This is a genomic window from Amycolatopsis sp. NPDC051716, assembly GCF_040681595.1.
Classification (GTDB): domain Bacteria; phylum Actinomycetota; class Actinomycetes; order Mycobacteriales; family Pseudonocardiaceae; genus Amycolatopsis.
On record NZ_JBFAZA010000009.1, the window covers coordinates 131,205 to 149,259 of the forward strand.

The 18,055-nt window shown below is 72.9% G+C and carries 22 protein-coding genes; 11 read left to right on the forward strand and 11 right to left on the reverse strand.

The features are described from left to right. Nucleotides 1-21: 21 nt before the first annotated feature. Complete coding sequence (locus tag AB0M30_RS14735) at nt 22-1,647, reverse strand: thiamine pyrophosphate-dependent enzyme (RefSeq protein ID WP_364584255.1); 1,626 nt, start codon at nt 1,645-1,647, stop codon at nt 22-24. Between the two features lie 42 nt (nt 1,648-1,689). Here AB0M30_RS14735 and AB0M30_RS14740 point away from each other — a divergent pair, with 42 nt between their 5' ends. Continuing rightward, the gene (locus tag AB0M30_RS14740) at nt 1,690-2,364 is read left to right on the forward strand and encodes a GntR family transcriptional regulator (protein ID WP_364584257.1); all 675 of its coding nucleotides are present in this window, start codon (nt 1,690-1,692) and stop codon (nt 2,362-2,364) included. Between the two features lie 39 nt (nt 2,365-2,403). Next, nucleotides 2,404-3,249 (forward strand): alpha/beta hydrolase, encoded by an 846-nt coding sequence (locus AB0M30_RS14745; protein ID WP_364584259.1) that lies wholly within the window; start codon nt 2,404-2,406, stop codon nt 3,247-3,249. On the opposite strand, the gene AB0M30_RS14750 is transcribed toward AB0M30_RS14745, so the two are convergent. Further along, on the reverse strand, nt 3,223-4,227 hold the full coding sequence (locus AB0M30_RS14750; RefSeq protein ID WP_364584261.1) for a pirin family protein: 1,005 nt from the start codon (nt 4,225-4,227) through the stop codon (nt 3,223-3,225). The genes AB0M30_RS14745 and AB0M30_RS14750 overlap by 27 nt on opposite strands. A 366-nt stretch (nt 4,228-4,593) precedes the next feature. After that, nucleotides 4,594-5,205, reverse strand: a complete 612-nt coding sequence (locus AB0M30_RS14755; RefSeq protein ID WP_364584263.1) for a PhoU domain-containing protein — start codon at nt 5,203-5,205, stop codon at nt 4,594-4,596. Nucleotides 5,206-5,330: 125 nt separating this feature from the next. On the opposite strand from AB0M30_RS14755, the gene AB0M30_RS14760 reads away from it, so the two are divergent. Then, nucleotides 5,331-5,765, forward strand: a complete 435-nt coding sequence (locus AB0M30_RS14760; RefSeq protein ID WP_364584265.1) for a single-stranded DNA-binding protein — start codon at nt 5,331-5,333, stop codon at nt 5,763-5,765. A 170-nt stretch (nt 5,766-5,935) separates the two neighbouring features. Continuing rightward, complete coding sequence (locus tag AB0M30_RS14765) at nt 5,936-6,226, forward strand: hypothetical protein (protein WP_364584267.1); 291 nt, start codon at nt 5,936-5,938, stop codon at nt 6,224-6,226. A 318-nt stretch (nt 6,227-6,544) separates the two neighbouring features. On the opposite strand, the gene AB0M30_RS14770 is transcribed toward AB0M30_RS14765, so the two are convergent. Next, nucleotides 6,545-6,952 (reverse strand): zinc-ribbon domain-containing protein, encoded by a 408-nt coding sequence (locus AB0M30_RS14770; protein ID WP_103341851.1) that lies wholly within the window; start codon nt 6,950-6,952, stop codon nt 6,545-6,547. A 157-nt stretch (nt 6,953-7,109) separates the two neighbouring features. Here AB0M30_RS14770 and AB0M30_RS14775 point away from each other — a divergent pair, with 157 nt between their 5' ends. Further along, complete coding sequence (locus AB0M30_RS14775; protein WP_364584269.1) at nt 7,110-7,535, forward strand: nitroreductase/quinone reductase family protein; 426 nt, start codon at nt 7,110-7,112, stop codon at nt 7,533-7,535. Between the two features lies 1 nt (nt 7,536). Here the strand turns inward: AB0M30_RS14775 and AB0M30_RS14780 are convergent, their stop codons facing one another. From AB0M30_RS14780 to AB0M30_RS14800, 5 genes are all read right to left on the reverse strand, one after another. Beyond that, the gene (locus AB0M30_RS14780; RefSeq protein ID WP_364584271.1) at nt 7,537-9,651 is read right to left on the reverse strand and encodes a transglycosylase domain-containing protein; all 2,115 of its coding nucleotides are present in this window, start codon (nt 9,649-9,651) and stop codon (nt 7,537-7,539) included. Nucleotides 9,652-9,687: 36 nt separating this feature from the next. Then, entirely contained in the window at nt 9,688-10,509 is an 822-nt protein-coding gene (locus tag AB0M30_RS14785) for an ABC transporter permease (protein WP_364584272.1), read from the reverse strand. Continuing rightward, on the reverse strand, nt 10,469-11,275 hold the full coding sequence (locus tag AB0M30_RS14790; RefSeq protein ID WP_364584274.1) for an ATP-binding cassette domain-containing protein: 807 nt from the start codon (nt 11,273-11,275) through the stop codon (nt 10,469-10,471). The genes AB0M30_RS14785 and AB0M30_RS14790 overlap by 41 nt, the downstream gene beginning before the upstream one ends. After that, nucleotides 11,272-11,712 (reverse strand): MarR family transcriptional regulator, encoded by a 441-nt coding sequence (locus tag AB0M30_RS14795; protein ID WP_364584276.1) that lies wholly within the window; start codon nt 11,710-11,712, stop codon nt 11,272-11,274. The genes AB0M30_RS14790 and AB0M30_RS14795 overlap by 4 nt, the downstream gene beginning before the upstream one ends. 71 nt (nt 11,713-11,783) lie before the next feature. Further along, nucleotides 11,784-12,083, reverse strand: a complete 300-nt coding sequence (locus AB0M30_RS14800) for a helix-turn-helix domain-containing protein (RefSeq protein WP_364584474.1) — start codon at nt 12,081-12,083, stop codon at nt 11,784-11,786. Between AB0M30_RS14800 and AB0M30_RS14805 the strand changes: the two genes are divergently transcribed. From AB0M30_RS14805 to AB0M30_RS14820, 4 genes are all read left to right on the forward strand, one after another. Next, complete coding sequence (locus AB0M30_RS14805; RefSeq protein WP_364584278.1) at nt 12,018-12,794, forward strand: zinc-binding dehydrogenase; 777 nt, start codon at nt 12,018-12,020, stop codon at nt 12,792-12,794. The genes AB0M30_RS14800 and AB0M30_RS14805 overlap by 66 nt on opposite strands. Nucleotides 12,795-12,994: 200 nt before the next feature. Further along, nucleotides 12,995-13,549, forward strand: a complete 555-nt coding sequence (locus tag AB0M30_RS14810) for a hypothetical protein (RefSeq protein ID WP_364584279.1) — start codon at nt 12,995-12,997, stop codon at nt 13,547-13,549. Between the two features lie 74 nt (nt 13,550-13,623). Further along, on the forward strand, nt 13,624-14,031 hold the full coding sequence (locus AB0M30_RS14815; RefSeq protein ID WP_364584281.1) for a VOC family protein: 408 nt from the start codon (nt 13,624-13,626) through the stop codon (nt 14,029-14,031). An 81-nt stretch (nt 14,032-14,112) separates the two neighbouring features. Then, entirely contained in the window at nt 14,113-14,742 is a 630-nt protein-coding gene (locus AB0M30_RS14820) for a hypothetical protein (RefSeq protein WP_364584283.1), read from the forward strand. Here the strand turns inward: AB0M30_RS14820 and AB0M30_RS14825 are convergent. Beyond that, a complete protein-coding gene (locus AB0M30_RS14825; RefSeq protein ID WP_364584285.1) occupies nt 14,661-15,302 on the reverse strand; it encodes a hypothetical protein in 642 nt (213 codons plus the stop codon). The two genes, AB0M30_RS14820 and AB0M30_RS14825, sit on opposite strands and share 82 nt — an antisense overlap. Nucleotides 15,303-15,368: 66 nt before the next feature. Here AB0M30_RS14825 and AB0M30_RS14830 point away from each other — a divergent pair, with 66 nt between their 5' ends. Both AB0M30_RS14830 and AB0M30_RS14835 read left to right on the forward strand, forming a co-directional pair. Continuing rightward, nucleotides 15,369-16,076 carry a GNAT family N-acetyltransferase gene (locus tag AB0M30_RS14830; protein ID WP_364584287.1) on the forward strand — a complete coding sequence of 236 codons (708 nt, stop codon included), beginning with the start codon at nt 15,369-15,371 and terminating at the stop codon, nt 16,074-16,076. Between the two features lie 134 nt (nt 16,077-16,210). Next, on the forward strand, nt 16,211-16,567 hold the full coding sequence (locus AB0M30_RS14835; RefSeq protein WP_364584288.1) for a hypothetical protein: 357 nt from the start codon (nt 16,211-16,213) through the stop codon (nt 16,565-16,567). Between the two features lie 10 nt (nt 16,568-16,577). Here AB0M30_RS14835 and AB0M30_RS14840 read toward each other — a convergent pair whose 3' ends face one another. Next, the gene (locus AB0M30_RS14840; protein ID WP_364584290.1) at nt 16,578-17,855 is read right to left on the reverse strand and encodes an ATP-binding protein; all 1,278 of its coding nucleotides are present in this window, start codon (nt 17,853-17,855) and stop codon (nt 16,578-16,580) included. Nucleotides 17,856-18,055: the final 200 nt, after the last annotated feature.

The following is an 18,055-nucleotide window of genomic DNA, read 5'->3' on the forward strand; positions in this document are numbered from 1 at the left end:
GGTCACCTGAGCGCGGGAAAATCAGCTGCGGTCCGAATTCGGCATCAGGTACTTCCACGGCGACGCACCCACGCCCAGTTCGCACGGCACGTGCACCAGCGCCGGCCGGCCCGCGGCGAACGCCTTGTCCAGTGCGCCGCGCAGGTCGTCCGGGGTGCGGGCGGTCAGGCCGAGCGCGCCGAACGTGTCCGCGAGCCGGGCGAAATCCGGATTGCCCAGCCGCCCGCCCAGCGCGCGGCCCTCGAACAACCGCTCCTGGTCGAGGTGGACGTTGCCGTAGTAGCCGTTGTCGAACACCACCGCGACGACGTTGAGTCCATATTGGACTGCGGTGGCGAGTTCCTGCGCGGCGAACATGAAACCGCCGTCGCCGGCCACCGAAACCACCGGACGGCCGGGGAAGGCCGCCTGCACGCCCAGCGCCGTCGGGTAGCCGAAGCCGAGCGTGCCCTGGTGGCCGCAGGTGACGAACGTGCGCGGGGCGTAGACCTCGAACCCGAAGTAGGACGCGAAGCCGACCTGGCAGATCTCCTCGACGAAGAAGCCGTCACGCGGGAGCACATCCCGGATCGCCCGGAGGTACTCCAGTTCCGGCCCGACGTCGGTGACGCGCTCGGCCACGGTGGCCTTCAGCGCGGCGAACTCCACCGTCCGGTCCGTCCGTTCTGGACCGGCGGCGGCGGTGAGCGCGGCCGTCGCGTCGGCGGCGTCGGCGATGATCGCGACGTCCGCTTCGAGCCGGGTCGCCTGCCGCGGGTCGATGTCGAGCAGGATGGTCTTCAGGCCGGCGGGCTTGCCCGGCCAGCGGAACCAGGACAGCTCCATCCGTGAGCCGATGCCGATCACGACGTCGGTTTCGGCCCACCGTTCGAAGCCCGAGACGCAGGTGAAGCCGAGCGGGTGGTCGTCGCCCACGATGCCGCGTCCGCCGCGGAACGGCACCACCGGCGCCTGCAGCCGCTCCGCCAGCGCCCGCACCTCGGCGGCGGCGTGCCGGGCGCCGCCGCCCACCATGATCATCGGGTGTTTCGCCGAGTGCAGGAGTTCCGCGGCTTCCTCCACGCCGGCCGGGTCGACGGCCGGCCGGGGCAGCGGCAGCGGGCCGGTGACAGCGGCCGGGGCGCGCAGGCCGAGCACGTCCCACGGCACCGCCAGCGAAACCGGCCGGGGCCGCCCGCCGGCCGCTTGCCGGAACGCCGTCGCCAGTGCGTCCGGCACCTCCACCGGGTGCTCGACGAGTGCCGACCACTTGGTGATCGAGCGCAGGGTCGCCAGCTGGTCGGGCATTTCGTGCAGGTGCCCGAGCCCGCGGCCGAGGTACGCGCGCGGGATCTCGGCGGTGAGGCACAGCACGGGTGCGCTGGCACCATGTGCCGAGAGCAACGCGGCGGACGCGTTGAGGACGCCGGGGCCGGGGACGACGGTGCAAACGCCGGTGCGGCCGGTCGCCTGCGCGTACCCGAACGCCATGTAGGCGACGGTCTGTTCGTGCCGGGCGCCGATCACGCGGATGTCGCCACCGGTGCGGGCGAGGCTGTCGAACAGGTCGTAGGTCTGCACTCCGGGCAGGCCGAAGACGGTGTCGACGCCGTGGGCGCGCAGCCCGCCGACGATCAGGTCGGCCGCGCTCGGGATCACCGGGGACATCGGCATCGCCTCCTTGGGGGGTCGCTCGCCGGCGGACCATATATGGTTTCCTACATGATTGGCGCGTCCGCGGGAAGACCGGTCACCAAGTCACAGCTGGCCTACGAGACGATCAAGGCCCGGATCCTCGAAGGGCGCTACGGGCCCGGCTACCGGCTGGTGCTCGACCAGATCGGCCGCGAGCTCGACGTCAGCGCGGTGCCGGTCCGCGAGGCTCTGCGCCGGCTGGAGGCCGAGGAGCTGATCGAGTTCGAGCGGAACGTCGGCGCCCGGGTGGTGGCCATCGATCCGGTCGCCTACCAGCACGCGATGCAGACGGTGGCGATCGTCGAGGGCGCGGCCACCGGCCTCGCGGCGCCGCTGCTGACGGCCGAGGCGCTGGGGCGCGCCCGCGCGCTGAACGACCGGATGCGCCGCAGCCTCGCCGAATTCGACCCGGTGGCGTTCACCGCGCTGAACGCCGAGTTCCACGAGGTGCTGTTCGGCGCCTGTCCCAACCCGAACCTGGTCGACCTGGTCCAGCGCTGCTGGACCCGGCTGGCGGCGGTCCGCGACAGCACGTTCACGTCGGTGCCGGGCCGGGCGCCGGAGTCGGTCGAGGAGCACGAGCGGCTGCTGGCGCTGATCGAGGGCGGGGCGGAACCGGACGAGGTGGAGCGGTTCGCGCGCGGCCACCGGATGGCGACGCTGGAGGCCTACCTCGCCCGGGAGCGGTGAAGCTTGTTTCCCCGGGCCCGGGGATGCCAGGGTCGGGGTGTGCCGATCTTCTCCGCGCCGGACGGAACCGCGCTCGCCGTCCACCTCTCCGGGCCGGGCGCCGGGCCGCCGGTGGTCTGCCTGCCCGGCGGCCCGATGCGGGCCGGCAGCTACCTCGGCGATCTCGGCGGCCTGAGCACCCGGCGCCGCCTCGCCGTGCTGGACCTCCGCGGCACCGGCGACTCGGAAACGCCCGCCGACCCCGCGACCTACCGGTGCGACCGTCAGGTCGAAGACGTCGAGGCGCTGCGCAAGCACCTCGGCCTCGAACGTTTCGACCTCCTCGGGCACTCGGCCGGGGCGAGCCTGGCCGTCCGGTACGCGGCCCGCTACCCCCGGCGCCTGAGCCGGCTCGCGTTGATCGCACCGAGCCCGCGAGCCGTCGGCTTCGACGTGCCGCCCGGGGAACGGCGGCGGATCATGGCCCAGCGGGCCGGCGCTCCCTGGTTCGCCGGCGCGGCCGCCGCCTACGAATCGATCGCCGCGAAGAAGGCGACCAGTGCGGACTGGGCCGCCTTCGCGCCGCTGTACTACGGCCGCTGGGATGCCGCGGCCCGACAGCACCAAGCCGGCGAAGCGGGCCAGCGCAACGGTGCGGCCGCCCGGATCTACAACTCTGACGGCGCTTTCGAGCCCGAGACGACCCGCGCCGAGCTCGGCGCCGTCACCGCTCCGGTGCTGGTGCTGGCCGGCGAACTGGACTGGATCGCCGGCCCGGCCGTCGCGGACCGCTTCGCCGCGCTGTTCCCGGACGCCCGCGCGGTCGTCCTGCCCGGCGCCGTGCACTACCCGTGGCTGGACGACGCGCCCGCGTTCGGGTCAGCCGTGGGCGGCTTCCTGGCCTGAGCCGGGGTTGCGGCGGGGTTTGATGCGGACCGCCGGCAGCGCGGGAGCGGGCAGGCGCTCGCCCGCATAGCCGGTGACGCTGCCGAACCGCTCCGACCCGGCTTGCCACGCTTCGCGGAACGCGGCGATTTCTTCGTGGGTGCGGCCGACGAAGTTCCACCACATCAGGATCTCTTCGTTGAACGGCGTGCCGCCCAGCAGCAGGAACCGGGCCGGTTCGGTGCCGCGGTTGCTCAGGGTCAGGGACCGCACCCCGGTGCCGACGTAGCCCAGCTCCGCCGTCCGGACGCGGGTCCCGGCCACTTCGACGTCGCCGGTGTCGGCCAGGACGCCGTGTTCGAAGCCGGGGTCCACGCCGAGGGACATGTGGGCGTCCGGCCCCAGCACGACTTCCGCGCCCAGCAGCGGGGTGAACGTCGGGATCGGCGACGTCCGGCCGGCCAGCGAGCCGAGGAACACGCGGATCTCCGCGCCTTCGATCCGGTTCACCGAGGGGACGTAGTGGTCGAACGCCGGCGCCGTGTCGCGGTGCCGCTCGGGCAGCGCCACCCAGAGCTGGACGCCGTGCAGCGTCTTCGTGGCGGCGGTCGAGACTTCGGAGTGGCAGATGCCGTGCCCGCCGGTCATCAGGTTCAGTTCGCCGGGGCGGACCATCGCGTGCGTGCCCAGGCTGTCGCGGTGTTCGATCTCGCCGGAGAACAGCCAGCTGACGGTCTGCAGCCCGGTGTGCGGATGCGGCGCGACGTCCATCGCCCCGGGCCCGCTGACCTCGTCGGGGCCGTAGTGGTCGGCGAAGCACCAGGCGCCGATCAGCGACCGCGACCGCTGCGGCAGGGTCCGCCGGACCCGCATCGCCCGTGGCCCGCCGAGCGGCACCGCCCGCGGAGCGAGCACCTCGACCACGGGCCGATCGGGATCGGCGGCCGCGGGCCGATCGCCACAGGCGAGTTCGGCGGGGGCGGCCTCGGTGTTGCTCATGCCCGCCACGGTAGTCGCGATGGCCGCCGGGGCGCGGCAGGGCGGCGTCCTGGCGGTGTTGAGCACCGACCGGCCCGCAGCGGCTGTGCTCTTACCGATCGAGCCGTCAGGCCTCGACCGGCGTGAACTTCGTGGCGCGGCGCCTGAGCGGTCAGGCCTCGATTGGCGCGAATCCCGTGGCCGGCGCTCGAGCGGTCAGGCCTCGATTGGGGTGAACCTCGTGGCCCGGCGCTCGGGCCGGCAAGCCCTAATCGGTGTGAATCCCGCGGCCCGGCGCTCGGGCAGTAAGCCCCGATCGGCGCGAACCCCGGCGCTCGGACCGGCAGCCTTAACCGGCATGAAGCCCGCGCCCCGCCGACCGAGCCGTCAAGCCTCGGACGGCGTGGATCCCTTGGCCCGGTGCCCGATCCGGGCCGCCGTCGCGGCGAACCGGCCGTAGACCGCGGCCAGCAACGCGAGCTCGACCGCGAAACCGGCCACGCGCGGTCCCTCCCGGCCGTCCGCCCACGCCCGCACCTCCCGTTCGGCCGACCCCACCAGCGACACCGCGTCACCGAGCCCGGTCCCGTCCCCACCGACCAGCACCACCCGGAGGGCCCGCGCGGCGGCCACCGCGTGCCCGCCCAGCCGGCCCAGCGCGGGCCGCGCCTCCGGCGGCACGGGCCCCCGCGCCTCGGCGACTTCCCGCGCAAGACCACCCATCCGAGTGAGATCCGCGGCGGTGTGCACGGCCGCGACGACCGCCTTCACCTCCGCCTCCCGCGGCGCGTGCAGGGCCAGCAACGCACACGCCTGGTCCTCGCACGCGGCCCCGAGCGAGGTCACCGCGGCCCCTTGGTCCCGCGCACGTCCGCCCAGCGTGTGGTCACTTTCCAGCACCGAGCGAGTGGCCTCCTCGAGCGCGATCGCGACAAGGTCGCACAGGTCCGCGAGCCGGTGGGCGAGCGTGACGAGCTCCTTCTGAAACGCCGTCGGCATGGCGGCAGGTAACCAGCCCGGCCGGGTGCCGGCATCTCGTCGCCCGGCCCGGAATTGTCGGACCCCCGTGCTCTCCTCATCGGCAAGAGCGGTGCACCCCGCACCCGGAAGACGAGGAGAGACCGATGGCAGGCGAAACGACGGTCACCGTGGTCGGCAACCTGACGAGCGACCCCGACCTGCGCTTCACCCCGGCCGGCTCGGCGGTCGCGAACTTCACGGTCGCGAGCACCCCGCGGCTGTTCGACCGCGAGTCCGGCGCCTGGCGCGACGGCGACGCGCTGTTCCTGCGCTGCAGTTTGTGGCGGGAGTACGCGGAAAACGTCGCCGAGTCGCTGGTGCGCGGCGCTCGCGTGGTCGTCCACGGCCGGCTGAGACAGCGGTCGTACGAAACGAAGGAGGGTGAGAAGCGCACGGTCGTGGAGCTGGAGGTGGAGGAGATCGGGCCGGCCCTGCGGTACGCCACCGCCAAGGTGACCAAGGTCAGCCGCGCGACGGGTGGCGAAGGGAGCAGCGCCTGGACGCCCGAACCGGTGGGGGCGGGCCGGCCACCCTTCTGATCCCCCATCCGTTCACGGCCGGCCTCCGAACACCTGTCGATGAGGCTTCGACCCGCGCTGGATCGACTGCGGTGACGATGAGGGGACGCTCCGGCCGCACCCGCTGTCGAAATCCCGCCCACCGGTTCGACGCAGGGGTAGAGGCCGAACCACGAGCGGGAGGGATCGACATGAACGGGAACGAGAAGACCGGCTCACCGGCAGCGCGCCCCGTCGTCAACCACCGGGTGCGGGCGATGCTCCGAGCAGTCGGCGCGGGCCGCGGCCGGGTCTCCTGCAGCAGCGAACCGGACCTGTTCATCGACGGCCTGTCGTGCGGCGACCAGTTCGCCGCCCACGCACTGGCCCACCGGGGCCTGGTCCGCGCGGCCCGCCCCGGCCACCCGGGCCAGCTGGTCCCGGCGATCCTGACACCGGCAGGCCAAGCCCTGATCAACCCCGAGCACAGATCGGCCGCCTGACCCGGCGACCGGCGGATGTTTGACAATTGCATAGAGAAGTCCCACCGCCACGAAGACGGCTGGGGCCGCGACGGCGCGCGACGGCGGATCGGCCGCCGGGCGGCCTGCCCGGGGTTTTCTCTGCGGCGGGTCTGCCGGGCCTGAAAGGAGGCGGCCGACCGGGAAACCCGCTCGGGTCCCGCTGCCGCGAAACTCCCGGCCCGAGACGGAGGCGGCGGTCGACCTAACCCACCCCTTGCCGGTGCCGGAATCCCCGAACCGGAGACAGGCGCGGCGGCGGTCCGGGCACTCACCGGACCGCCGCCGACAGGCCTGTCCCTACTGACCCTGCTGCGGGAACTGCCCCTGCTGCTGCGGACCCGGCTGCGGGAACCCCTGCGGCTGGGACGGGTGCTGCGGGTACCCCTGCTGCGGGAATCCACCCTGCGAAGCACCACCCTGCGAGGGGTGCGGCGGATACCCCGGCGCCGCCTGCTGCTGGGCCTGGCCCTGTTCCTCCTGGGCCTGCAGCCGGAGCGCGTCCTCCTTCGGGATGCGGTTCTCGATCCCGCAGAAGGTGCACTGCGCCGTGTACTTGACGCTGATCGGGAACAGCGGGATGAAGAACAGCGTGAACTTCGTGACCGCCTTGCGCACCGCGTGCGAAGCCGGGTTACCGCACCGGCCGCACAAGAACGTCGTCATCGCCAGCACGTAGATGCGCGTACGCCAGCCCCAGATCAGCATCGGTCTTCTCTCTTCCGGTTCTTCCTTCGCCGCGCAGCCTCGCACACCGTTGCCGGTTGCCGGGGCGGTTTTGCCGATCCTGTCCGGACTTGCCTTCGGCGAACCGGACATTCGGGCCGTACCGCGACGCCGGAAGCCGCGGGACTAGATTGGGATCATGCCAAGCGACTTCGCTCTGAAGGCGATGAACACCGTGCACCGCGGCCTGATCAAGCTCACCGGTGGGCGGGTGGGCTGGCAGGTCGCCATGCCCGTCCTGGAGCTCACCACCGTCGGCCGCAAGAGCGGGCAGCCGCGGTCGGTGCTGCTCACCTCGCCCCACCAGGAGGGTGACGTGGTGGTCGTCGTGGCGTCGCGGGGTGGCGACGACACGCACCCCGCGTGGTTCCTCAACCTGCGCGACAACCCCGACGTCGAGGTCTCGCTAAAGGGCGGCCCGAAGCGGCCGATGCGTGCCCGCGTCGCCGGCACCGAAGAGCGCGCCCGGCTGTGGCCGAAGATCACCGCCGACTTCAAGAACTACGCGCAGTACCAGACGAAGACCGAGCGCGAGATCCCGCTCGTCTTCCTCGAACCGCGGTAGTTCACGACCGCGCCGCCAGGTACGCCGGATCAGCGGGCGGGATCGGCTGGTCGGGGACCCCGGCCAGCAGCCGGCTCATGGCGTGGAAGTACGGCGGCGCGGCGACCGTGCCGCCGAACGCGCCGTGGCCGCAGTCGCCGAGGTGCACCGGCGTGCCCGGGCAGATCTCCCGCGGGTGCGGCCCGTCGGCGAACACCATGGACGACACCGCGTAGCCGTCGACACCGCCGACGAACGCGACCGATTCGCTCAGCTGCGTGGTGCCCGTCTTGCCGATGTCGGGCCGGGTCCAGCCGGCCGCGCGGGCCGCTTCGGCGGACGTGCCGCTCGTGGTGTCCTTGCTCAGCCCCGCTTCCAGGGTGTCCGCCACGCCCTGGGGGATGACCCGCTCGCACGCCTGCTGCGCGACCGGCACGGCGTTGCCGTCCCGGTCGGTCACCGACAGGATCGGGTTCGGCGGGCACCACACGCCGCCGCTCATCAGCGTCGCCGAGACGTTGGCCATCTCCAGTGGGCTCACCGGGCTGTTGCCGAGGGTGAACGACAGCAGGTTCCGGAAGTACTGCGACTGCGGCTCGCGGTACTGCGGGTTGCCGGACTTCGGGTCCGGCGTGCGGCCGGCGTCGTTGGTCGCGAGGGTGGTGCGCAGCCCGAGCTTGTAGGCCATGTCGAGCACGGCGGGCATCCCGACCTGGCTCTCGAGCCCGACGAAGGCGACGTTCGGCGACGTCGCCAGCCCGTCGGCGAGGGTGATCGGGTCGGCGTAGTGGCCGTCGTTGTGGACGGTGTAGCACGCCGAATGCGCGTCCGGCACCGGGAAGCACTGGCTGTCCGGGTTGGGCAGCGGGGTGTTCAGGCCCGCCTGGCCGGTGACGAGCGCCGCGGCCGAGGTGAAGATCTTGAAGGACGAGCCCGCGCCGAACTCGTTGCTCGCGTCGGCGACGATGTCGGTCGACGTCTGGCCCCGCGCCGGATCGGTGCCGTAGTCGCGGTTCGCGACCATGGCGAGCACCTGGTGCCCGTCCTGGCCCGGCTGGACGACGGCGAAGGTGTTGGCCACGCCGTCCTGGGTGGTCGGCACGTTCGCGTCGACGGCGTCCTTGGCCACCTGAGAGACGCGCGGGTCGAGGGTGGTCTTGATCGTGTAACCGCCGGTGGCCAGCCGGTCGGCGGTGAACCCGGCGTGCACCAGGTAGCTTTCCGCGTAGGCGCAGAAGAATCCGGCGTCCGGCGCCGCGCCGAGGCACGTGCCGGACGGCGTGACCGGGCCGTTCGGCAGCAGCCCGAGCGGGGCCGCCTTCGCCGTCGCCGCGTACGAGGCCGGGATGGAGCCGTTGGCGACCATGCCGTCGATGACGAGGTTGCGGCGCTGCAGCGCCTTGTCCGGGTGGGTGTACGGGTTGTAGACGCTGGGGTTGTTCACCATTCCCGCGAGCAATGCCGCCTGGGGCACGGTCAGTTTGTCCGCGGTCGTCCCGAAATACGCCTGGGCCGCCGCGCCGACCCCGTACACGGTTCCGCTGAATTCGACCACATTGAGGTAATTCGCCAGAATGTCGTCCTTGCTCATGGTGTCGTTGAGCTGGACGGCCATCTTCGCCTCCCGCAGCTTGCGGGCGAGCGAATCCTCGCGGTCGGCCTGCTGGGCCGCGGGGTCGTTCCGGTCGACGACGTTGATGAGGTAGTTCTTGACGTCCTGCTGGGTGATCGTCGACGCGCCCTGCAGCGCGCCGCCGGTGCTGTCGTTGACCGCCGCGCGCAGCATGCCTTGCAGGTCGACGCCGCCTTCGGTGTAGAACCGGCGGTCCTCGATGGCGATGATCGCGGCCTTCATCGTGGTCGCGATCCCGGCCGCGGTGACCGGGAGGCGGTACTGCGCGTAGAGCGTCGCGATGGGGGTGCCGTCGCGGTCGGTCACGGTCGTGGTCAGCGGCAGATCGGCCGCGGCGAGCCGGGCGGAAATGGCGTCCACCGAATCGCTGACCTGATTGGACAGCAGGCCCGCCCCGATGGCGGCGGGCGCCATCGTCCCGGCCACCAGAATTCCGGCGAGCACACACAAACCGGCAAAAGGGACCACGCCCCGGCGACGTTTCACGAATTCGAGATTAGGCATCGGGTGATAAAGGTTCCGTTCGGTGAGACATGTCCCTCACCGGGCCAACCTGCCGAGCAGGGCCGAGGCGACCGAAACGGCCACCGCCGTCGCCACCGCCAGCACGGCGAAGTCGGTCCCGAGGTGGGCCGGGGTTCCGATGAGCAGGCCGCGCAGCGCGTCGACCTGGTAGCTCAGCGGGTTGACGTGGCTGAGCACCTTCAGCCACGGCGGCATCAGGTCCACCGGGTACAGCGCGTTCGAGCCGAAGAACAGCGGCATCGTGATCGCCTGGCCGATGCCCATCAGCCGTTCCCGTGACAGCACGATCCCGGCGATCACGATGGACAGGCAGCAGAAGAACGCCGAACCGAGCACGAGGACGACGGCCATCGCGAGCAGCTTCAGCGGGTTCGCGGTCAGCCCGACGCCGAGAATGGCGGCCAGGATCAGCACCATCAGTGCTTGGACGAGCGCGCGGACCCCGGCGGCGAAGGCCTTGCCCGCGACGAGCGCCGCGCGCGGGGTCGGGGTCACCAGGAGCTTGGCGAGCACGCCCACGTCGCGCTCCCAGATGATCTGGATGCCGTAGAAGATCGCGATGAACAGCGCCGACTGGGCCAGGATGCCCGGTGCCAGGAAGTCGAGGTACGGCGTCGAACCGGTCGGGATCGCGCGCAGCCGGGTGAACGTCTCCCCGAAGATCAGCAGCCACAACGCGGGCTGGATCGCCCTGGTCAGCAGCTCGGTCTGATCGCGGCGCAGTTTCTGCAGCTCCACCAGGCACATCGCGCCGACGCGGGCGCCGAGCACGTGCAACCGGCGCAGCGGGCCCGGGTCAGCCGAGGCGGCGGGCGGTACGGCGAGTGGCGCGGACACCGCGGATCCCTCCTTCTTCGTGGTCGAGGCGGTTCCCCGTCACCGCCCGGAACACGTCGTCCAACGTGGCCTCCGGGCCGAGGTCGGCCTCCAGTTCGGCGGGCGTGCCCAGCGCGCGGATCCGGCCGGCGTCCATCAGGGCGACGCGGTCGCAGTACTGCTCGGCCTCGTCCATGTAGTGCGTGGTGACGAGCACCGTCATGCCGGTCGCCCGGCGGATGGAGGCGATGCGGTCCCACACCGACGACCGCGCGACCGGGTCGAGCCCGATCGTCGGTTCGTCGAGGATGAGCAGCCGCGGCGAGCTCACCAGGGCCTGGGCGAGCTCGAGCCGGCGGATCATGCCGCCGGAGTACGTCTTGGCCGTGCGGTCGGCGTCGCCGGCCAGCCCGACCAGGTCGAGGGCGAGCCGCACCTGCTCGGCCCGCCCGCGGCGGGGCACGTCGAAGAGCCGGGCGAACAGGGCGACGTTCTCCCGGCCGGTCAGCGCGCTGTCGGCGGACAGCTGCTGCGGGACGTAGCCGATCAGCCGCCGCACGGCCATCCGGCGGCGCGCGACGTCGACGCCGAAGACCGTGATGCGGTCCGGGGCGGCCGGCAGCAGGGTGGTGATCATCCGAAGCGTGGTCGTCTTGCCGGCGCCGTTCGGACCGAGCAGGCCGAACACCTCGCCCGGGTGGATTTCGAGGTCGACGCCGTCGACCGCGCGGGTCGCGCCGAACGAGTGGCTCAGGCCGGTGCAGCGCACCGCCGCGGGTTCGGTCATGGCTCCTCCTTCAGGATGCCCATGAGTTTTTCCAGTGCCGGCAACGCCTGGTCGATCGCCGCGATGTCCTCTTCGGACAGTTGCGCGAGGGCGTCGGCGACGAGCCCGGTGCGGGCGCGGCGCCAGGCCGCCATCCGGTCGGCGGCCGCGGCGGTGACCTCCAGCCGGGCCGCGCGCCGGTCGGCGGGATCGGCCTCGCGGCGCAGCAGGCCGGCGTCGGCGAGCTGGTTCACCAGTGTGCTGACCGAGTTGTTCGCCAGGTGCAGCTCGCGTGCGGCCGCGGCGACGCCGATGCCGGGGTGGTCGGCCACCACGCGCAGGAGCTCGACCTGGGCGCCCGGCAGCGGCATGCCCGGCACGTCGGCGCGCACCCGCCGGCGCACCACCCGGCGGATCCCCTGGACGGCCCCGAGCAGCCGGTCGGCGAGTTCGGTCATGCCTTCGACGGTAGCTCTGACCCAGATCTATTAGCAACGCTAAATGTCTGGTTGGCGAGGAAAGGGGAGAATCAGCCGCGGGTGGCTTCGGTGAGAGCGAGGTCGAGCAAGCCGGGGAAGCGGGTGTCGAACTCCTCGCGGCGCAGGGCGTTCAGCCGCTGCGTGCCGCTGTCCCACTGCCGGAGCAGCCCGGCCGCGCGGAGGATCTTGAAGTGCCGGGACGCGGCGGCCTTGCTGACCGGCGGCATGATCGCGCCGCACGACTGCCCGGGTTCCCGGGCGAGGGCGGCGACCATGGTCAGCCGGTGCGGGTCGCGGAGGGCTTCCAAGGCTGCGCTGAAGGAGACGTCCTCGAGGGCCGGGTGGTCCAGGGGAGTCGCGGTGCGGGGTGCGGCAACGGCCGGCTCGCCGAATACCGCGCCGTCCCGGAGCGCGCGCTCGTCGCCCTGCCGGATTCGCTGACCTTCGAGCAGGGTGCGACGCTGCCGTGTGCGGCGGTCACGGCGTGGACGTCGCGCGACGGTGTGCGCCCGGGCGACGTCGTGCTGACCCTCGGCACCGGCGACGTCTCCCTCTTCGCCGTGCAGCCGGCGAAGGCGCGCTGTGCGCGAGTCGTGGCAACGGCGACGAGTGCGGCCAAGGTTGCCGAACTGACCAGACTCGGCGCGGGCACGGTGATCGACTACGTCGCCACCCCGGAATGGGGCAAGGCGGTGCTCGACGCCACCGGCGGGCGGGGTGCGGACCGGATCGTCGAGGTGGGCGGGCCCGGCACGTTCGCGCAGTCGCTGGCCGCGGCGGGACGCACCACGCCGAGATCGCGCTCGTCGGCCGCAGCGGGCCGCCGGTCGACTTCATGGAGCTGTTCCGCAGCGGGGCGACCGGGCGGAAGATCCGGGTCGGCAGCCGCGAGGAACACCGAAGACCTGCCGCGGTGGCTCGACGGGTGGCCCGTCGAGCCGGTCATCGACAGCGTTCACTCGTTCGAGGACGCCGAAGCGGCCTTCTGGCGGTTCGAAAGCCGGGGAAAACTTCGGCAAGGTGGAGGTCGCCGCCGTGTGAGGCGAGAGGAATACCGCTGATCGGCGGAACCTACCCGGAGTGACCGTTCGGCGGCGGGCTGGTGCCGTTCGCCGCGTCGCGGGCCGGTCGCGGTACGGAATCGGCGGCGCGGGCGCATGCTGTCCTTTCCGGTCCCGCGTCCCCGCGTCTGACGTCCACAGTGGACATTGCCAGTGCGCCCGGTCCGGCGGCCTCCGAAATGAGGATAGGAACGTTCGTCGTGACCCTGCTGGACAGCAAGCTCGTCCGGTGCTGGACCTCCCGCCCGCACCTGCAGTCCCTCTACACCCTCGCCGCGGCCGCCCCGCGGATGCGCGCCGCGCTCGGCCTCGCGCCCACCGGCGGCGGCACGGTCGACTTCAAGGTGGACGGGGACGCGCTGGCCCGGACCGCGGCGGAGCTGATCGCCGCGACGTCGGCGCGGCTGCCGGTGCACCCGCTGGTGACGCAGGACCTCCAGGGCCGGTCGACGGTCCGGTGCTGGCGCCGCAACCGCGACCTGCGCGTGCTGACCGGCGACCTGGTGGACGTCGCGGACCGGCTGGCCCGGGCGGGTTACGGTGGCTGCCTGCGGTTCGCGACCGTCGAATTCGGCGAGACGGCCGGGCGCCGCGAGGGCAAGCTCGCCCTGGTGTACCTGTTCGACCGTGGCACGTTCCACACCGCGGCGCCGGGAGCCCGGCCGCTGGACCGGGCGCTGGAGCTGCGTGCCCGGGCCGCGTTGCACGGCGCCCTGCCGATGGAACCCGTCGCGCAGCGGCGGTTCGTGCTCTGACTGAAAATCCGCCGATTGGCGCAGCCCGGGCATTCTGCGAGGATGCTGCTCTCGTCCGATCGAAGGAGATGGCCGTGGCTTCTCGTCTCAACCCGTACCTGAGCTTCCGCGACGACGCGCGGCAGGCCATGGAGTTCTACAAGGGTGTCTTCGGCGGCACGCTCACCCTGAACACGTTCGGAGAATTCGGTTCACCCGAAGGGGCGGACTCGGACAAGGTCATGCACGCGCAGCTGGAGGCCGAAAACGGCTTCACGCTGATGGCGTCGGACACCCCGGCCGGCATGGAGCACAACCCGGGCACCAACATCTCGGTGAGCCTCAGCGGGGACGACGCCGGCGACCTGCGCGGCTACTGGGACAAGCTGAGCGACGGCGGCACCGTCACGGTTCCCTTCGAAAAGCAGATGTGGGGCGACGAATTCGGCGCCTGCGTCGACAAGTTCGGCATCCCCTGGATGGTCAACGTCGTGCACGGCTAGCCACGAGCCGTTGCAGCCGGTGCCCTCGTCGGTGACGATGGAGGGACCGGCGTGGCGTGGCGCCGGGCCGAAGGAGGCCCGATGGCGGGTTTTCCCTGGACGTGTGCGCAGTGCGGCGCGGTCAACGACCCCGCCGCCCGGCGCTGCGGCACCTGCGCGGGCCTGGCGCCGGGCCGGGCTCGCGCGCGGGCACTGTGGGTGCTGCTGTCCCTGATGGTGGTGGCCGGCGCCGCGGTGGGCGGGGTCCTGCTCTTCGCCGGCGACTCGCGGCCCTCGCCGTCCGCGTCGGGGCCGTACCCGGAGTACACGACGCCCGCGCTGCCGACCACCAAGACCGTGGTCACGACCGCGAACGGCGTCACCCCGCCCGTCACGCCGCCGAGGACCACCTCGACCCCGGCGGACAAGCCGTGCCCGGGGGACGCGGCGCGCTACCTGCCCGGCGGCACCGGGTCGGCGCTGCTCGTCGCGCAGACCGCGAAATCCCTCGTCACGATCTGCCGGACCCCCGACGGCCGGATCTTCTACGACGGCCAGGCCCGCGGGCAGGCCGCCTCCGACGACACCCACATCATGCTGCCGGCCCAGGCCGAGGGCGGCGGCTTCGTCGCGGTGAACGGCGACTACCGCTACCAGGTCGACGGCGGCCGGCTGGTCGTCTCGGCCGGCTCCGAAGTGCTCTCCGACGAGGAACTGACCACGGTCGGCTGAGCACCGTACAGCTCGTCCACCGGTTCGGCGTCGAAGCCGAGGTCGGCCCGCATCCGGGCGCGCATGACGCGGTAGCCGCGCTGGCCGGCCTCCCAGGCAGGCCGCAGCCGGGTGCGGTCGCGGTCGGGGTCGGGGTCGGGGTCCAGCAGCATCATGGCCAGCCGCATCCGGGGCAGCGTCGCGTCGCTGACCAGCCGCCGGACCGCCTCCGGCGCGTGCAGCACGACGGGCCCGAGCGCGTGCTGGGCCTCGCTGCGCACCTCGCGCAGCTCGGTGATCTGGTGTTCGTCGAGCTTGCCGTCCGCCTCGACGATCGCGCGGGCTTGGAACAGCACGCCGTCGAACGCTTCGAGGACGCCCATCAGCTGGGCGTAGGCGTCGGCGCGGGTCTCGTGGGTGCGGGCCTCGCGTTCGCGCTGCCAGCGCCGCTCTTCGCGGGCCGCTTCCTCGGCCATGCGCCGGGTCTCCCGCCGGCCGGACAGGATCTGGGTCAAGATCACCCCGGCGAGGCCGAGCAGCGCGACGACGATCGGAATCCACACCGGGACCTGGGAACCCACGTGCGCACCCTACCCAGGATGTGGGAGTGGCGGCGGTCACCCGGCCCGCCTCCGCATGCTGGAGCCATGGCTTCTCCGCTCGACAACCCGACCTGGGCGTCGCTGACCGGTCCGCACGCCCGCTTCGCGGAACGGCAGGGGCGCGTCCTGCGCTACCCGGAGGACGTCGCGCCGTTCCTGGCCCTGCCCGACGACCCGGGCGAGCAGGATTGGCTGGACGTCGCCGGGCTGGCCGGGCCGGGGGCGACCGTCGTGCTCGCCGCGACCGCCGCGCGGCCGCCGTCCGGCTGGACGGTGCTCGACGAGATCCCCGGTGTGCAGCTGGTCGACGAGGGTGTCGCGGCCGCGCCCGAGCCGGAGGCCGTGCGGCTCGGCCCCGCGGACGTGCCGGAGATGCTGGACCTCGTCGAGCGGACGCGGCCGGGACCGTTCCGGAAGCGGACCGTCGAGCTCGGCACCTACCTCGGCATCCGGCGCGGCGGCGCGCTCGTCGCGATGGCCGGCGAGCGGCTGCACCCGCCCGGCTACACGGAGATCAGCGCGGTCTGCACGGATCCGGCGTACCGCGGCCAGGGCTTCGGGACGCGGCTGGTGCTCGCCGTGGCCGCGGGCATCCGCGAGCGCGGCGAGATCCCGATGATGCACGCCGCCGCGGGCAACACCTCGGCGATCCGCCTCTACCTCTCCCTGGGGTTCGCGCTGCGGCGCAGGCCGGACTTCGTGGCGGTGCGCGTGCCCCTCGCGGTCGCGGTCCAGGCACCGGTCGACACCTGAGCCGCCGGCGATCTTCACCGACCCGGGGGAGTGGCCGGAAGGGCGCCGACCCGCCGGGATCCGGCCGGCCGGCGCCCGGGTGTCGAATCGGGGCCCGCCGGTTCGACGTCCGGGTGAAGGGAAAGGGGAGCGCCATGACCGCCACGACCAGCACCCCGAGCCGGGTCCGGAGCCTGCCGGTCCTGCTCGCCACCGAGGACGACGCCGAGGAAATGGGCCTGCTCGCGCCCGACGACCGGCTGACCTGTCACGTGCACGGCCGGTGGATCCACCAGTGCGTGGCCTCGCCGGCGCACGTCAGCCCGGTCACCCGGCACCGCTGGTGCCGCGGCTGCCGGACCGAGCTGGCCGTCGCCGTCGACGAGCTGGCCCTGGCCGTGGCGATGTCCTGCCCGCGCTGCGGTCACGGCGGCAGCGCCGCCACCACCCGGCTGACCGCGGCCTGCCGCGCGAGCCTCGCCGCCGAGCGCGCCGCCCGCCGCGTGGCCTGAGCGCGGGGGCTCAGCCCGGCACCCACATCGTGACGCGGGTGCCGCGGCCCGGCTGCGAGTCCACCGTGCCGTGCCCGCCGACCTCGGCCAGCCGGCCGATGATGGACTGGCTGATGCCGAAGCCCGGTGGCCGGACGCCGACGTCGAAGCCCTGGCCCTGGTCGCGGGCCACCACCGCGATCCCGCCGTCGCGTTTCTCCACGCGGAGCACGACCTGCTTCGTCCCGGAGTGCTTCACCGTGTTGCGCAACGCTTCCCGGACCGCCTCGCACAATGCGGTGCGCCGGTCCTGCGACACCTTGTGGTCGTCGGCGAAGTCCGCGGCGACGAGCTGGGTGCGCAGGCCGTCGCGGGCCAGCTCGGTGGCGACGTCGGCGAGTTCGACCGCGAACCCGCGCGTCGACCCGGTCGGCACGGGCTCGGTGATCCGGCGGCGCAGCTCGGCCGCTTCCGCCTTGGCGACCGAACGCAGCTCCGACAGCCGCGTGACGGCCTGGGCGTCGTCGCCCGGCGCCGAAATGGCCAGTGCTTCGAGGGTCTGCAGCACGCTGTCGTGCATGATGCGCCGCGTCCGGCGGCGCTCGGCCTCGCGTCCGCGCCGCAGCCCGATGTCCACCGCGAACCGCGTGCCGACGCCGAGCAGGATGAGGATCGCCACGGCGAGCACGATCGCCACCGCCAGCGCCACCATGCAGCCGATCGACCGGGTGAGGGCGAGCTGGTTGCTCAAGGGCAGGCCGCCGGCGAGCGTCAGCGCGGCCCGGAGCGGGACGGCCGCCGCGAACAGCCACAGCGCCGCGGGCAGCCCGGACGTGCCCGCCCACATGGCGACCGAGCCGACCAGCCAGGTCCAGGACACGTCGACGGCGAACGGCTGCACCGCGGCCGGGGCGGTCATGGCGACCACGAAGTTGAGGGCCACGCCGAGGGAAAGGTCCAGACCGAGGGCGCGCCCGGTGAGGCGGGCCCGCAGGCCGCCCGAACGCAGCACCCAGACGACGGCGGCGGTGTTGGCCGCGACGGCGAAAAGGGTGGCGCCGAGCACCGGCCCGAGCCCGAGCACGCCGTTCGCGGCGGTGAACCCGATGAACACCTTGACGAACGCGGCGGCCCGGTACGCCAGCGGCACGGCAACCCAGTAACGCGAGGCGCGGGCGAGCGTCGCTTCCCCCACGGCGGTGAGGTCGCTGCTGTCGGACACGGGTTCGGCGGGGTCCGCGGGAGTGCCGCTGCGCAGCAGCGTGCGGACGAAAGCGCGTGGCGGTGCGGCTGAGCCCGCCTCGGACATCGGTGGTCCCCATTCATCCGGCCGTCCGGGCGCCTGAGCGTGGCAGCGGAGCAGGGGGATAGTCAACCGTCCCGGCCCGGAGCCAGCCCGCTGGAGCAAAGCCCTCGACCGGTTCGTGATCAGCCGGTCGCACAGGGAGATGAAGGGTGCGTCGGCGCCGCCCCGCGCGGAGGTTGCGGCGAGCCGAGCCCGCGTCGCGC

Coding starts and splice junctions, on each gene's coding strand:
- AB0M30_RS14835 (WP_364584288.1), top strand. CDS start 16,211: ATGACCGCCACGACCAGCACCCCGAGCCGGGTCCGGAGCCTGCCGGTC.
- AB0M30_RS14765 (WP_364584267.1), top strand. CDS start 5,936: ATGAACGGGAACGAGAAGACCGGCTCACCGGCAGCGCGCCCCGTCGTC.
- AB0M30_RS14830 (WP_364584287.1), top strand. CDS start 15,369: ATGGCTTCTCCGCTCGACAACCCGACCTGGGCGTCGCTGACCGGTCCG.
- AB0M30_RS14740 (WP_364584257.1), top strand. CDS start 1,690: ATGGTTTCCTACATGATTGGCGCGTCCGCGGGAAGACCGGTCACCAAG.
- AB0M30_RS14780 (WP_364584271.1), bottom strand. CDS start 9,651: ATGCCTAATCTCGAATTCGTGAAACGTCGCCGGGGCGTGGTCCCTTTT.
- AB0M30_RS14795 (WP_364584276.1), bottom strand. CDS start 11,712: ATGACCGAACTCGCCGACCGGCTGCTCGGGGCCGTCCAGGGGATCCGC.
- AB0M30_RS14735 (WP_364584255.1), bottom strand. CDS start 1,647: ATGTCCCCGGTGATCCCGAGCGCGGCCGACCTGATCGTCGGCGGGCTG.
- AB0M30_RS14755 (WP_364584263.1), bottom strand. CDS start 5,205: ATGCCGACGGCGTTTCAGAAGGAGCTCGTCACGCTCGCCCACCGGCTC.
- AB0M30_RS14840 (WP_364584290.1), bottom strand. CDS start 17,855: ATGTCCGAGGCGGGCTCAGCCGCACCGCCACGCGCTTTCGTCCGCACG.
- AB0M30_RS14775 (WP_364584269.1), top strand. CDS start 7,110: ATGCCAAGCGACTTCGCTCTGAAGGCGATGAACACCGTGCACCGCGGC.
- AB0M30_RS14750 (WP_364584261.1), bottom strand. CDS start 4,227: ATGAGCAACACCGAGGCCGCCCCCGCCGAACTCGCCTGTGGCGATCGG.
- AB0M30_RS14790 (WP_364584274.1), bottom strand. CDS start 11,275: ATGACCGAACCCGCGGCGGTGCGCTGCACCGGCCTGAGCCACTCGTTC.
- AB0M30_RS14770 (WP_103341851.1), bottom strand. CDS start 6,952: ATGCTGATCTGGGGCTGGCGTACGCGCATCTACGTGCTGGCGATGACG.
- AB0M30_RS14820 (WP_364584283.1), top strand. CDS start 14,113: ATGGCGGGTTTTCCCTGGACGTGTGCGCAGTGCGGCGCGGTCAACGAC.
- AB0M30_RS14760 (WP_364584265.1), top strand. CDS start 5,331: ATGGCAGGCGAAACGACGGTCACCGTGGTCGGCAACCTGACGAGCGAC.